Raw genomic sequence first — 13,335 nt, forward strand, 5'->3', positions numbered from 1 at the left:
GGAGAAGATGGAACTTGCAGAAATATGGGGATGGTGGTTAGTCCTTATCTGCGGAACCTATCTGATTAAACCCTCCATCTGTGACATGGTCCTTGAAATGATGGGAAGGGAGGAGTTCCTATTAATATCGGCCTGGTTTTCACTATTTCTAGGAGTTCCAACTCTAATATTAAACAACTGGAGGGTACCTGAGCTCTCCTTAATTGGAATTCTGTTTACCGTCAATGGGATTTTAAGGCTCCTCTTTGCTAAGAAACTATCAAGGAAGTTTTCCTTTTACAGGAAGTATAAACAGATTCCCCTTTCAATTTCAGCGCTAGGTCTCATTTTTGGCCTCTGGCTTCTCCTTCGCTACTAACAAAAATCCTTTCAGGTTTGTAAGCACCCCAAACGGTAGGAAAGTAGTTCTTAACCCTATTCCTAACAGCTTCCAGAACTAAGGGAGCAGCTATATAGATTAACGGCTGTTGATAGGCTATTATGTAGTAGGCCTTTTTGTAGAGCTCCACCCTCTTTTTAAAGTCAAGGGTCCTTGCTGCCTCTTCAAAGAGTTCGTCCACTTCCTTTTCCCACTCAGTTGCAGGCTCTTTCTGGTTAGGATTCCACATGTGGAGTTGACCGCTACTCATCCACACGTTTCTACCTCCGTTTGGGTCAACAGAACCGGTTAAACCTATTATTACTGCATCAAAGTCGTAAGTGTGGAGGAGCTTCTCAACGAGGGTGTTAAAGTCTAGGGGTTGAAAGTTAACCTTTATCCCAAGCTTCTTTAAATCGTACTTTAGAATCGCTCCAATTTGAACTCTCGCAGGGTTATTGGAGTTTGTAAGGAGGTTTATCTCTACGGTATGACCTTCTGGAGTCTCAAGCCAACCGTCGCCGTTCCTGTCCTTAAGCCCCAACTGTAGAAGGAGCTCCTTTGCCCTCTTTAAGTTGTAGGGAAACTTCGGATAACTTGAGTCCCAGTAGATTTTATTTGCAGGAGTTACGGGAGCGTAGACTGGGTAGCCGAGGCCGTTGTATACGGTAAGGATTATACCCATCCTATCTACGGCATGGGATATAGCCCAGCGGAACTTCCTGTTTGAAAAGAGCTTCCACTTCCATTTGGGAAGGGCTTTAGGGTTCTGGTTAAAGCAGATAAAGTCGGCAGTTAGGGAAGGACCTAAGTTGTAGATTGTGTATCTGCCCTCTCTCTCTTTCTCCTTGAGTTCCGGGTAATCCTCACCGTGAATTGAGTAGAAGTCAACCTCTCCTGCTTTAAACTTCAAAAGCTGAGTATTCGCATCGGGAAGGATAAACTTCACTTTTCTATCCACGTAAGGAAGGAAGTTTCCCCAATCGTCCCTCTTCCAGTAGTTCCTATTCCTCTCATAAACTAAATACTGACCGGGAACGTACTTAACGAGCTTATAAGGTCCCGTTCCAACGAGCTTTTCAGGGGGAGTTGAAATCGTCCAGAACTCTAAAAACCTTCCTTCTTTTACAGGCTTTTCAACTATGTGCTTTGGGAAGATGGGAGCTCCGAGAGAATAAAGGAGAGGGGCAAAGGGCTCTGGGAGTATAAATTCAACTGCGTACTTATCAAGCTTTTTAACTTTAGGGAGTTTCCCACCAATCATAAAGGTATCCTTTGTAGAGTTTGGAATCTTTGGGTTAAAGTAAATACTGTTGTAGGTGAAAACTACATCGTCTGAAGTAAACTCCTTTCCGTCAAACCACTTAACTCCCTTTCTCAAATAGAAAATCCACCTAAGGCCACCATCCTTAAACTCCCAACTCTCTGCGAGGGCTCCAACCGGTTTTAGAGTTTTTAAATCAATTTCAGTTAACCCTTCAAAGAGTTCTCCGACTGCCTCTGTAGAGGAGGTTTCATGAGCGGCAACGAGGTTAAAAGTCTTCGGGTCTGAAGAGGTTGCTGAGTAAAGGGTTCCTCCATATTTTCCTTTTAGGAATGTAACTCTATCTAAATCAACACTCTTCCCTATCTCGTACTTCTCCCTCTTCGCCCTAGGTTCAGCGTAGAAAAGGGCAGCAGCAAAGGGAGAGATAGCTACTCCAGAAAGAAAGAGAAGGAACTTACGCCTTGGATTCATAAGACCTCCAGGTAGTTGAATAAGTATTAATTTATCCTATATTTCACTATAGAAATTCTCAATAGAAAACTCCCTGCCGGAGCTCCTGCCCTCCTTAACCAAATCAATGAGGTCAAAATGGCTCAAAAAGAGAACTACTGGAAAGATATTGTAGAAAAAGTCGACAAAATTTTAGAAAAGGAAGGAGCTTCCGCAGTTCAGGAAGTTCCCGGCAGAGGAAGAACCCTCTACGGTTACAAGCCCCAATCTGTAATAGATGCCCTAAACAGCGTTATAGGAGCCAACAACTGGGGATACAAAATAGTAGAGTACTCTGTAAGTACAGTTGAGAACAGGAAAGGAGAGACCCGCTACCTTGCCTGGGTAAAAATCAGACTCTGGTTGGGGGATACTGAGTCCTTTAAAGAGGCCTTTGGAGGAAGCGAAAACTACACCCCCGGAGATGCCTTAAAGGGAGCAACCACAGATGCAATTCAAAAGGCACTCTCCCTTTTCTCAATCGGAAGGAAAGCTTACAGGGGAGAGCTCTCAGAGCTCCTACCAAAGGCTGAAAAAGAGAAAAAGCTTGAGCTCAAAGCAACTTCAAAGCAGGTTGAGTTTATAAAGAAGCTAGCTGAGGAAACAGGGACCGACATCTCAAACCTAAACTTCAACCTCCTAACTCAGGAATGGGCCTCTAAGATTATTGAGCAGCTAATAGCAAAGAGAAAAGCAAGCTAAATTAAAAACTCTCTTTCGGGCGGTAGCTCCGGCTCTACTTTAAGTAGAGAAAGTTTAAAATTAACCTTACTTAAATAACGAAGAGAGGAGCCAAATGGCAAATCAGGAAAAGTACGACGCTTCGGCAATAAAGGTCCTCGAGGGTTTAGAGGCGGTAAGGAAAAGGCCGGGAATGTACATCGGAGATACAGGAGTTTACGGCCTTCACCACCTGGTCTTTGAAGTAGTTGACAACAGCGTTGACGAAGCTTTAGCAGGCTACTGTACGGAGATTGAAGTAATAATCCACCCTGATAACTCAATTACAGTTGCAGACAACGGAAGGGGAATCCCAGTTGACATACACCCTGAGTATGGAAAACCTGCAGCTGAGATTGTCCTAACTGTTCTCCACGCAGGAGGTAAGTTTGAGAAGAAGGCCTATAAGTACTCTGGAGGCCTTCACGGAGTTGGGGTCTCTGTAGTCAATGCCCTTTCAGAGTGGTTAAAGCTTGAAATTCACAGGGAAGGAAAGGTCTATAAACAAGTTTACGAAAGGGGAAAACCGGTTACCGCTTTTGCCTGTGTAGGTGAGAGCAAGAAGAGGGGAACGATAATTACGTTCAAGCCAGACCCGGAAATCTTTGAAGTAACTGAGTTTAGCTGGGACATCCTAGCAAACAGGTTAAGGGAACTTGCCTTCTTAAACAAAGGGTTAAGAATAACCTTGGTTGACGAAAGGACTGAACCTCCTAAGAAAGAGGTCTTCTACTACGAAGGAGGAATTGTTGAGTTTGTTAAGAAGGTAAACGAGAAGAAAGACCCTCTCTTCCCGGAACCAATCTACATAAGCGGTGAAAAGGACGACATCCTCGTTGAAGTTGCCCTTCAGTACAATTCAACCTACACAGAACAGATATTTAGCTTTGTAAACAACATAAATACTAGAGAAGGCGGAACTCACGTTTCAGGGTTCAGGACGGCACTAACAAGGGCAATTACAAAGTTCATTGAGGAGAACAACCTAATTCCGAAAAACACAAAACTCTCAATAACTGGAGATGACGTTAGGGAAGGCCTTGTAGCCGTTATATCCGTTAAAATTCCAAACCCTCAGTTTGAAGGGCAGACAAAGGCAAAACTTGGAAACTCAGAAGTTAAACCGGTTGTAGCTTCAATAGTCTACGAAAAGCTATGGAACTTCTTAACGGAAAGGCCGGACATCGGAAGGAAGATTGCCGAGAAAGTCATAACTGCAGCAAGGGCAAGAGAAGCGGCAAAGAGGGCGAGGGAGCTAACAAGGAGAAAGAGTGCCCTTGAGGAGTTCTCCCTTCCTGGTAAACTTGCCGACTGTTCGGAGAAGGACCCTGAAAGGACAGAGCTCTTCTTAGTAGAGGGTGATAGTGCAGGAGGAAGTGCAAAACAGGGAAGGGATAGGAAGTTCCAGGCAATCCTCCCCCTAAAGGGTAAGATTATCAACGTTGAGAAGGCAAGAATTGAGAAAGTCCTTTCAAACGATGAGATTAAGACAATTATTACGGCCCTTGGAACTGGAGTTGGAAAGAACTTTGATATAAGTAAGTTAAGGTACAACAAGATAATCATAATGACCGATGCCGACGTTGACGGAGCTCACATTAGAACTCTCCTGCTTACTTTCTTCTTCAGACAGTTTCCCGAAATAGTAGAAAAGGGACACCTATACATTGCCCAACCTCCCCTTTACAGGATTAAAAAGGGCAAGAAGGAGATGTACATAAAGAGCGACTCAGAGCTTGAGGACGTTGTCCTTGAGTTTGCCCTAGATAGTGTGGAACTTCTATCGGGAGAAGGGGAACCTTTACCTGAGGAGGAATCTAAAGAAATAGTTAAAGAGCTCAAAAGGTTAATGGAGATTGTCTCTATTCTATCAAGGAAGAGGGATAAGGACCTAATTAACCTCTTACTTCAAGTTGGGGCCGACTATAAAGAGCTCTACAGGAAAGAAGAGGCAGAGGGTTTAATAAGAAGGTTAAAGGAAAACCTACCTGAAAACTTAAAAGGAACAGAGTTTGAGCTTGTAGAGGATAAGGAACACTGTTCGTTTAAAATCGTAGCTAAAATACCCTTTGAAAAGTACTTAACCAAGGAAGTAGTAATAGACGAGGACCTCTTAATCTCCGACCTCTTTAAGCAGGGAAGGGGAATTAAGAAGAGGTTAAAAGAGAGGATGGGAGCTCCACCTTACAGAGTTAAGGGTAAAAAAGGTGAGGTTACTGAGTTCGGCTCTGCCCAGGAACTCTACAACTACCTTATAGACATAGGAAAGGAGGGAATATACATTCAGAGGTACAAAGGTCTTGGTGAAATGAACCCTGAACAGCTTTGGGAAACAACGATGAACCCTGAAAACAGGACTTTACTCAAGGTAACTGTTGAAGATGCTGTAAGGGCCGATGAGATATTCACGGTCTTAATGGGAGATAAGGTGGAGCCAAGGAGGGAGTTCATTCAGAAATTCGCAAAAGAGGTAAGGAACCTTGATGTTTAACCATCTCCTCTTTGTATACGGAACCTTAATGTCGGGCTTCTCAGCCCACGCCTTTTTACTTGACGCTCAGTTTGTTTCCCACGGAGTACTCTACGGGGCAAAGCTTGTTCACCTTGAGGAGGGCTTTCCGGGAGCCCTTGAAGGGGAAGGGGAAATATTTGGAGAAGTTTATAGGGTTGACGACCTTACACTAAAGGCAATTGACCTCTACGAGGAGTTTAACGAGTTGTTCCCCGAAGAGAGCTTTTTCTTAAGGAAGTTAAAACCTATCAGGCTGATACCCATGAACGAATGGGTTGAGGCCTGGGTTTACCTCCTCAACCCAGACCTTGCAAAGGACTTTACCGAAGTTCCCCTGGGTAACTGGAGGGAATTCATAAAGAAGTTCTTCTAACCGATAGAATCGTGGGGAACGACAACCTTTCCTGCCCACCTTGAAAGGATATCGCAAGCAACGCTAACACCGCCACCGGCTGCAGTTGCTACCATAGTAATCTCTCCAGCAGCGTTTCCACACACAAAAACATTCTCACTTTTTGGCTTAAGTGCTACCTTTCCCGGACGGGGAGATTTTGGATGGGGAATAACCTCAACAAGGTCGGTTTTAACGTTAAACGAGTGAAAACCTGTTGCAAAGACTACAGTATCCGATTCAAACTCCCTTCCATCTGAAAGGATAACCTTAAACTTGTCCCCCTCTTTTACAACCTCACAGACTTCACCTTCAACTAAGTTAACCTCCTCAAACTCCTCAACCTGAGACCTTAAGAATGCCAAATACTCCTCCCCCGTAGTTCCCTTCTTAACCCCCGGAACGTTATTTAAAACTGCCTTTAAAGCATCAGAAGAGTTTGAGTCAACAACTAAGAACTTCTTCCCTTTAGCAAACTCAAACCTCCTTCCTCCATCGGCTAAAGTAAGCGCACAGGAAAGCCCTGAAACACCTCCCCCTATAATCGCCACTGCATACATCCTTCACCTCCCTTATTCTTTACTAATTCAATTTAACTATTTGTGAGATAATTTCATCCCTAAAAGTCTTTGAGGAGAGGAGATGAAGGCATACACAGAGTACTTACTCTTTAACACTAAGAAGAGGAGAGAGCTCATAAGAATTACAGATAAGGTTAAAGAAGCCGTAGAAAAGTCTGGAGTTAAAGAGGGACTCTGCTTAGTTTCAGCGATGCACCTCACAGCAGCAGTAATCATCCAGGATGATGAGGAAGGCCTACACGAAGATATATGGGAGTGGCTTGAAAAGTTAGCACCTTTCCGTCACGACTATAAACACCACAGAACAGGCGAGGATAACGGAGATGCTCACCTTAAGAACCTCCTGGTTCATCTTCAAGTAGTACTTCCTATCACAAAGGGAAAGCTTGACTTAGGACCGTGGCAAGAAATCTTCTATGCAGAGTTTGACGGGCAAAGGCCAAAGAGGGCCATCATAAAGATAATAGGAGAGTAGTTTGAAGGAGGCCGTATTAATTAGCTACATGGGAGCTCCCTCAACAACAGAAGAGATAAAGCCCTTCCTATACAGGCTCTTTTCAGATAGAGACCTGATAAACTTCGGGGTTCCTTCCTTCCTCCAAAAGCCCCTTGCTTACCTAATTTCTACATTTAGAACTCCAAAAGTTAAACCCCAGTACGAAGCAATAGGGGGAGGAAGCCCTCTGGTTAAGTACTCCCTTGAACAGGGGGAGCTCTTAGAAAGGGAAATTGGAATTCCAGTATTTGTAGGAATGCTCTACTCAGAACCCCTTATTTCAAAAGTAGCTAAAGAAATTCTAAAAGGAAGCTTTAAAAAAGTTTATCACATAACGCTCTACCCCCAGTACTCCATAGCAACTGCAGGAGCGTGCCTTAGGGATGGAAGGAAGTACTTAGAAGGAAAAGTTGAACTTAAAGAGGTTAGAAGCTGGGCAAAGAACCCTAATTACGTTGAGTGGATAAGAAGGGCAATAAAGAGGGAATTAAGCGGGCTAAACCCTAAAGAGACTGTGATCCTCTTTTCTGCCCACAGCCTTCCAAAGTACATAGTTGAAGAAAGGGGAGATAGATACCCTCAGGAAGTAAGGGCAACTGTTGAAGCCGTTATGGATGGGTTTAAGGAGTTCCCCTACAGAATCTCCTATCAGAGTAAGGTCGGACCGATTGAGTGGCTTGAGCCAAGCACGGAGGAAGAGTTAAGGAGAGTTAAAGTAGAAGGTTTCAAAAACGTCGTAGTATTTCCGGTGAGCTTTGTCTCTGAACACATTGAAACCCTCTACGAGCTTGACGTTGAGTATGGAGAATTGGCAAAGGAACTCTCCCTTAACTATAAAAGAGTAAAACTAGACCATAGAGACCCCCTCTTAATTGGAGCTCTCAAAGAGGAGGTTGAAAAGCTTAGGGGGCAGAAATGAAAGTTGCGGTAATCGGAGGAGGAATTTCGGGACTATCAACCGCCTTCTACCTTAAAAGGGGCGGTGCAGCAGTCAAGGTCTTTGAGAAAGGGGAGAGATTAGGCGGAAAGATGAGAACAGTTTACGAGGAGGGCTACATAGTTGAAACCGGCCCAAACGGTTTCTTAGATGGGAAACCTTACACTTTAAACCTCGTAAAGGCCCTTGGAATAGAGGAAGAGCTCTACCCAAGTTCAGATAAGTCAAGAAAAAGGTTTATCTACGTAAATGGAAAGCTGGTTAGACTACCTGAAGACCCGATATCATTTATTCTCTCTTCAATCCTATCCCCAAGGGGAAAGTTAAGGCTGATCGGAGAGCTCCTCGTTCCTCCGAAAAGGGACAGTCAGGATGAAACACTTGCCCAGTTTGCAAGGAGAAGGCTTGGGGAGGAAGCTCTAAATAGACTGCTTGACCCTATGGTTGCAGGGATCTTTGCAGGAGACCCTGAGAGAATGAGCCTTAAGGCCGCCTTTCCTGCAATTTATAGGCTTGAAAAGGAGTACGGAGGGCTGATTAAGGGCCTAATAGGAAAAATAAAAGAGTCTAAAGGTAAGAGTTCATCTGGACCTGCAGGACCAGGAGGGAAGTTAACCTCCTTTAAAAGGGGAGTGAGCCAGCTAATTGAAGCCCTTGAAAGTGAGCTGAAGGAAAACGTAGAAACAGGAGTTAGCCCTAAGCTCAGAAAAGAGGGTGAAAAGTGGATAGTTGAAACTAAAAAGGGAATTGAAGAGTTTGACGCCGTTGTAATGTCAACTCCTTCTTACTCAGCAGCAGAGATTTTAAGTGAAGTTGATGAAGAAATCAGTAACCTCCTCTCTCAAATTGAGTACTCTCCAATATCCGTTGTCGCTTTAGGCTTTGAAAAAGAGGGCTTAGAGCACGACCTTGACGGCTTTGGATTCCTCGTTCCAAGGGAGGAAGGAAGGAAAATACTTGGAGCTCTATGGGACAGCTCAGTCTTTCCAAACAGAGCTCCAGAGGGAAAGGCCCTGATAAGGGTAATGATCGGTGGAGCCCGCCAGCCGGAGCTTGCCCTTAAAAGTCCTAAAGAACTTGTAAAGATTGCAGTAGAAGAGCTAATAGAGATAATGAAGATAAGGAGAGCTCCTGAGTTTATTAAAGTATTTAGGCACGAAAGGGGAATTCCCCACTACACACTTGGACACTCAGAGAGGGTTGAAAGGATTTTCAACAGAGCAAGGGAAATAGGTGGATTATACTTCTGCAACAACACCTACACAGGCGTTGGAGTTAACGACTGTACTAAGGCAGCTGAGGAAACTGCAGAAGAAATCTTAAAAAACAGATAGGGAGGTAAGATGATAGCCCGCTATACCTTACCTGAGATGGGGAAAATCTGGGACGAACAGAATAAGTTGAGGAACTGGTTGAAAGTTGAAGTTGCTGCAGCTGAAAGCTGGGCAGAGCTCGGGAAAATACCTAAAGAGGCCGTTGAGAAAATAAAGGAAAAGGTTAAACCCTACCTTGAGGGGGAGAAGGAATTTGACACAAAGAGAATTGCAGAGATTGAGGAGGTTACAAACCACGACGTTATAGCCTTCTTAACCTACATAAAGGAAATAGTGGGGGACGAGGCAAAGTACCTCCACTTTGGAATGACCTCGTCAGACATGCTTGATACCGCCTTTGCTCTCCAGATTAAGCAGGCGGGGGAACTCCTACTTAAAGACATTGAAAGGGTAATGGAGGCCATAAAGAAAAGGGCCTTTGAGCATAAAAATACTGTAATGATTGGAAGAACCCACGGAATCCACGCCGAGCCCATAACTTTCGGCCTGAAGCTGGCAATCTGGTACGACGAGATGAGAAGAAACTACGAGAGGCTAAAGGCTGCAGTTAAGAGGGCTGCAGTTGGAAAGATTTCTGGAGCAGTTGGAACTTTTGCAAACATTGACCCGAGAGTTGAGGAGATGACCTGCAAAAAGCTTGGAATAGACTACGCAAAGGCTTCAAACCAGGTAGTTCAGAGAGATAGGCACGCAGAGTTCCTAAACGCCCTTGCTCTAACTGCTTCATCAATTGAGAAGTTCGCTACCGAAATAAGGCACCTCCAGAGGACTGAAGTTAGGGAAGTTGAAGAACCCTTCAGGAAGGGACAGAAGGGCTCCTCTGCAATGCCCCACAAGAGAAATCCAATACTCTCAGAGAGGCTCTGCGGCCTTGCAAGGGTGGTAAGGAGTGCCTCAATAGTAGGAATGGAGAACGTTCCACTTTGGCATGAAAGGGACATCTCCCACTCATCAACTGAGAGAACAGTCTTCCCAGACGCCTGTATAGCCCTTGACTACATGCTCCAGAAATTCGCAAACCTAATGGAAAACCTCATCGTTTACCCTGAGAATATGCTTAAGAACCTTAACCTCCTGAAAGGTTTAATCTTCTCCCAAAGGGTTCTTCTAACTTTAATTGAGAAGGGAGGACTAACGAGAGAGGAGGCCTACGCTATAGTTCAGGAAAACGCAATGAGAGTATGGAACGAGGGAGTAGAGTTTAAGGAGCTCCTCAAGAAGGACGAAAGGGTCAGGAAGGTTCTAACAGAAGAGGAAATTGAGGAAATTTTTGACCTTTCATACCACACAAAAAACGTTGACTACATCTTTAAAAGAGTCTTCGGGGAGGCCTAAAGGCCTCCTTTATTCAAATACAGAGCCCTAAAGAGTTCAAAAAAAGTTTTTGGAGAAATTTCCTCAGCCCTCTTCTCTTCTAGCCCTGAAAAAGGAGGAGGAAATTTCTTTATTCCTAAGTTCTTCTTTAGTTTCTTCCTCCTCATTGAAAAGGCCTTTTTAAGGAAGTTTTCAAATGCTAAGAGCTCCCCCTCCTCCATATTAAAGCCCGTCGGCTCCATTTCAAAGACGGCAGACATAACTTTTGGAGGAGGAACAAAAGCCTTAGGAGGGACTTTAAAGAGCTTCTTTATCCTGAAAAAGTTCTGAAGGAGAGCAGGAAGGTAGCCGTACTCCTTGCCAGAGGTTGCAGTTAACCTGTCGGCAACCTCGTCCTGAACCATGAAAACCCCTCTTTTCATTACCTTCCTGTGGTCTAAAAGGTTCCTGATTATCCTAGTTGAAACGTTGTAGGGTAAATTTCCAAAGAACTTTAGGTTCTCTCCTAAGGAAGAAAAGTCAAATGTCGTAGCATCGGCGTTAAAGACTTTAACCCTATCACCGAACCTATTCTTTAAGTACTCTGCCCAATCTGGGTCAATCTCAACAAGGTAGAGCTCTAAAGGGTTCCTCTTTAAAATCTCCTCAGTTAGGGCCCCTCCGCCGGGCCCGATTTCAACAACCCTGTCTTCGGGACCTATACCTCCGGCGTCAACTATCCTCTTTATAACTCCCTTATCCTTTAAAAAGTGCTGGCCCAAGCTCTTCTTAAGCCTCAAGTTTCACCTCCCCGAGAAAAGTTAAAAACCCGCCTTTAAAGGGTCAATACCTCTTGACACCGACCTTCTATTTCTTAATTTTATAGGTAGCAATTAGCACTCATCTTAGGTGAGTGCTAAAAACCAGATAAAGGAGGGTGAGGGATGAAGTTAAAGCCACTTTATGACAGGGTAGTTGTAAAGAAGATTGAAATGGAGCAGAAAACTGCAGGAGGAATCATCCTTCCAGATACTGCTAAAGAAGAGTCTCAAATTGGAGAAGTTATTGCAGTAGGAGAGGGAAGACTCCTTGAGAACGGAGAAATCAGACCTCTCAAAGTTAAAGAGGGAGATAAGGTCCTCTTCAGTAAGTACGCTGGAAATGAAGTTAAGATTGACGGTGAAGAGCTCCTCGTAATAAGGGAAGAAGACATCCTAGCAATCGTTGAAGAGTAATTAAAACCAATTAAAGGAGGTGAGGGATGGCTGGAAAAGAGATCGTATTCGGAAATGAAGCAAGGCAGAAAATAAAGGCTGGTGTAGATAAACTTGCAAACGCAGTTAAAGCTACAATGGGTCCTGGTGGTAGGAACGTTGTCCTTGAGAGGAAGTTTGGTTCTCCCGTAGTAACAAAGGACGGTGTTACCGTTGCTAAAGAGATTGAACTAACAGACCCTGTTGAAAACCTCGGTGCTCAGCTCGTTAAGGAGGTTGCTCAGAAAACCGCCGACAAGGCTGGTGACGGAACAACAACAGCTACAGTTCTCGCTCAGGCAATCTACGGAGACGGACTCAAGTTTATCACAGCCGGCGACAACGCCATTGAAGTTAAGAGGGGAATTGACGAGGCTGTTAAGGTAATCGTTGATGAGATTAAGAAGATCGCTAAGCCTGTAGAGACCAAGGAGCAAATTGCTCAGGTAGCTACAATCTCTGCAAACTACGATAGGGAAATCGGTGAACTCATCGCCGAGGCTATGGACAAAGTCGGAAAAGAGGGCGTTATCACAGTTGAAGAGGCTAAAGGTCTTGAGACAACCCTTGAAGTTGTTGAAGGTATGCAGTTTGATAGGGGTTACCTATCTCCATACTTTGTAACCGATCCTGAGAAGATGGAGTGTGTTCTTGAAAAGCCATACATCCTAATCTACGGAAAGAAAATCAGCAACATTAGGGAGCTCCTACCTGTACTTGAGCAGGTAGCAAGGGAAGGAAGGCCACTCCTCATCATCGCTGAAGATGTAGAGGGTGAAGCCCTTGCAACTCTCGTTGTCAACAAGCTAAGGGGTACTCTCCAAGTATGCGCTGTTAAAGCGCCTGGATTTGGTGAGAGAAGGAAAGCAATGCTCCAGGATATTGCAATCCTCACAGGGGGAACTGCAATCCTTGAAGACCTTGGAATCAAGCTTGAGAACGTAACACTTGATATGCTTGGTGAAGCTGACAAGGTAGTTGTTGATAAAGAGCACACAACAATCATCGGCGGTAAGGGTAAGCCTGAAGACATTGAAGCAAGGATCAAGCAGATCAAAGCTGAGCTTGAAAAGGCTACATCTGAGTACGATAAGGAGAAGCTGCAAGAAAGGCTTGCTAAGCTTGCCGGTGGTGTAGCAATCATTAAAGTAGGTGCCGCTACTGAGGCTGAGCTTAAGGAGAAGAAGGCTCGTGTTGAGGACGCCCTCCACGCTACAAGGGCGGCTGTTGAGGAAGGAATCGTTCCTGGTGGTGGAACAGCTCTCCTTGCAGCTGCAATGAAGCTTGACGACCTTGCAAAAGAGCTTGACGAGAAGGGTGAAATTGACAAGAAGCACGGTGTTGAGATCGTTAAGAAGGCAGTTGAAGCTCCACTAAGGCAAATTGCAGATAACGCAGGATACGCCGGCCAAGTTATCGTTGAGAAAGTTAAAGAGCTCATCAAGGAAAAAGGTGTTGAGTGGGGCTTCAACGCAAGGAAGGGCGAATTTGAAAACCTCGTTGAAGCCGGTGTAATTGACCCTGCTAAGGTTGAAAGGATTGCTATCCAGAACGCTGCATCTGCAGCAGGACTACTCCTCACAACAGAGGCTACTGTAACTGAAATACCTGAGAAAGAGGAGAAGACTCCAGGCGGCGGAATGCCTGAGTTCTAAAACTCAAAGCTAAGATAGCTATGGAGGGGCGCCTTCGGGCGCCCTTTTT

Annotated in this window: 13 protein-coding genes; 10 read left to right on the forward strand and 3 right to left on the reverse strand. The window is 44.6% G+C overall.

Going from position 1 to position 13,335, the window contains the following annotated elements:
- Window positions 1-7 precede the first annotated feature (7 nt).
- The gene (locus C7457_RS04175) at window positions 8-358 is read left to right on the forward strand and encodes a hypothetical protein (protein WP_121170285.1); all 351 of its coding nucleotides are present in this window, start codon (window positions 8-10) and stop codon (window positions 356-358) included.
- Here C7457_RS04175 and C7457_RS04180 read toward each other — a convergent pair.
- Complete coding sequence (locus tag C7457_RS04180) at window positions 324-2,096, reverse strand: ABC transporter substrate-binding protein (RefSeq protein WP_121170287.1); 1,773 nt, start codon at window positions 2,094-2,096, stop codon at window positions 324-326. The genes C7457_RS04175 and C7457_RS04180 overlap by 35 nt on opposite strands.
- 117 nt (window positions 2,097-2,213) lie before the next feature.
- Between C7457_RS04180 and C7457_RS04185 the strand changes: the two genes are divergently transcribed.
- The 3 genes from C7457_RS04185 (at window position 2,214) to C7457_RS04195 (ending at window position 5,719) form a co-directional block, all read left to right on the forward strand.
- Window positions 2,214-2,816, forward strand: coding sequence for a Rad52/Rad22 family DNA repair protein (locus tag C7457_RS04185; protein WP_121170289.1), 603 nt, complete (start codon window positions 2,214-2,216; stop codon window positions 2,814-2,816).
- A gap of 94 nt (window positions 2,817-2,910) precedes the next feature.
- Window positions 2,911-5,325, forward strand: coding sequence for a DNA topoisomerase (ATP-hydrolyzing) subunit B (gene gyrB, locus C7457_RS04190; protein ID WP_121170291.1), 2,415 nt, complete (start codon window positions 2,911-2,913; stop codon window positions 5,323-5,325).
- The gene (locus C7457_RS04195) at window positions 5,318-5,719 is read left to right on the forward strand and encodes a gamma-glutamylcyclotransferase family protein (protein ID WP_121170293.1); all 402 of its coding nucleotides are present in this window, start codon (window positions 5,318-5,320) and stop codon (window positions 5,717-5,719) included. Before gyrB ends, C7457_RS04195 begins: the two co-directional genes overlap by 8 nt.
- On the opposite strand, the gene C7457_RS04200 is transcribed toward C7457_RS04195, so the two are convergent.
- Window positions 5,716-6,297: an FAD-dependent oxidoreductase gene (locus C7457_RS04200; protein ID WP_121170295.1), complete on the reverse strand. Its 582-nt coding sequence runs from the start codon at window positions 6,295-6,297 to the stop codon at window positions 5,716-5,718. The genes C7457_RS04195 and C7457_RS04200 overlap by 4 nt on opposite strands.
- An 82-nt stretch (window positions 6,298-6,379) precedes the next feature.
- Between C7457_RS04200 and C7457_RS04205 the strand changes: the two genes are divergently transcribed.
- The 4 genes from C7457_RS04205 to purB are packed head-to-tail and all read left to right on the forward strand — an operon-like array spanning window position 6,380 to window position 10,420.
- Window positions 6,380-6,793, forward strand: a complete 414-nt coding sequence (locus tag C7457_RS04205; protein ID WP_121170297.1) for a secondary thiamine-phosphate synthase enzyme YjbQ — start codon at window positions 6,380-6,382, stop codon at window positions 6,791-6,793.
- A gap of 1 nt (window position 6,794) precedes the next feature.
- Window positions 6,795-7,733, forward strand: coding sequence for a ferrochelatase (gene hemH / locus C7457_RS04210; RefSeq protein ID WP_121170299.1), 939 nt, complete (start codon window positions 6,795-6,797; stop codon window positions 7,731-7,733).
- Window positions 7,730-9,085, forward strand: a complete 1,356-nt coding sequence (gene hemG / locus C7457_RS04215) for a protoporphyrinogen oxidase (protein WP_121170301.1) — start codon at window positions 7,730-7,732, stop codon at window positions 9,083-9,085. Before hemH ends, hemG begins: the two co-directional genes overlap by 4 nt.
- Before the next feature lie 9 nt (window positions 9,086-9,094).
- The gene (purB, locus tag C7457_RS04220) at window positions 9,095-10,420 is read left to right on the forward strand and encodes an adenylosuccinate lyase (RefSeq protein ID WP_121170303.1); all 1,326 of its coding nucleotides are present in this window, start codon (window positions 9,095-9,097) and stop codon (window positions 10,418-10,420) included.
- Here purB and rsmA read toward each other — a convergent pair.
- Entirely contained in the window at window positions 10,417-11,178 is a 762-nt protein-coding gene (gene rsmA, locus C7457_RS04225) for a 16S rRNA (adenine(1518)-N(6)/adenine(1519)-N(6))-dimethyltransferase RsmA (protein ID WP_121170305.1), read from the reverse strand. The genes purB and rsmA overlap by 4 nt on opposite strands.
- A 144-nt stretch (window positions 11,179-11,322) precedes the next feature.
- Here rsmA and groES point away from each other — a divergent pair, with 144 nt between their 5' ends.
- Together groES and groL are read left to right on the forward strand one after the other, a co-directional pair.
- Entirely contained in the window at window positions 11,323-11,613 is a 291-nt protein-coding gene (groES, locus tag C7457_RS04230; RefSeq protein ID WP_013537972.1) for a co-chaperone GroES, read from the forward strand.
- Between the two features lie 26 nt (window positions 11,614-11,639).
- Window positions 11,640-13,286, forward strand: a complete 1,647-nt coding sequence (groL, locus tag C7457_RS04235; RefSeq protein WP_121170307.1) for a chaperonin GroEL — start codon at window positions 11,640-11,642, stop codon at window positions 13,284-13,286.
- The last annotated feature ends 49 nt before the right edge of the window (window positions 13,287-13,335 follow it).

This window comes from Thermovibrio guaymasensis (assembly GCF_003633715.1).
Classification (GTDB): Bacteria; Aquificota; Aquificia; order Desulfurobacteriales; family Desulfurobacteriaceae; genus Thermovibrio; species Thermovibrio guaymasensis.

Bases quoted from the DNA above. Each gene is read 5' to 3' on its own strand.
- C7457_RS04175 (WP_121170285.1), top strand. From the start codon at position 8: ATGGAACTTGCAGAAATATGGGGATGGTGGTTAGTCCTTATCTGCGGA.
- C7457_RS04180 (WP_121170287.1), bottom strand. From the start codon at position 2,096: ATGAATCCAAGGCGTAAGTTCCTTCTCTTTCTTTCTGGAGTAGCTATC.
- C7457_RS04185 (WP_121170289.1), top strand. From the start codon at position 2,214: ATGGCTCAAAAAGAGAACTACTGGAAAGATATTGTAGAAAAAGTCGAC.
- gyrB (WP_121170291.1), top strand. From the start codon at position 2,911: ATGGCAAATCAGGAAAAGTACGACGCTTCGGCAATAAAGGTCCTCGAG.
- C7457_RS04195 (WP_121170293.1), top strand. From the start codon at position 5,318: ATGTTTAACCATCTCCTCTTTGTATACGGAACCTTAATGTCGGGCTTC.
- C7457_RS04200 (WP_121170295.1), bottom strand. From the start codon at position 6,297: ATGTATGCAGTGGCGATTATAGGGGGAGGTGTTTCAGGGCTTTCCTGT.
- C7457_RS04205 (WP_121170297.1), top strand. From the start codon at position 6,380: ATGAAGGCATACACAGAGTACTTACTCTTTAACACTAAGAAGAGGAGA.
- hemG (WP_121170301.1), top strand. From the start codon at position 7,730: ATGAAAGTTGCGGTAATCGGAGGAGGAATTTCGGGACTATCAACCGCC.
- purB (WP_121170303.1), top strand. From the start codon at position 9,095: ATGATAGCCCGCTATACCTTACCTGAGATGGGGAAAATCTGGGACGAA.
- groES (WP_013537972.1), top strand. From the start codon at position 11,323: ATGAAGTTAAAGCCACTTTATGACAGGGTAGTTGTAAAGAAGATTGAA.
- groL (WP_121170307.1), top strand. From the start codon at position 11,640: ATGGCTGGAAAAGAGATCGTATTCGGAAATGAAGCAAGGCAGAAAATA.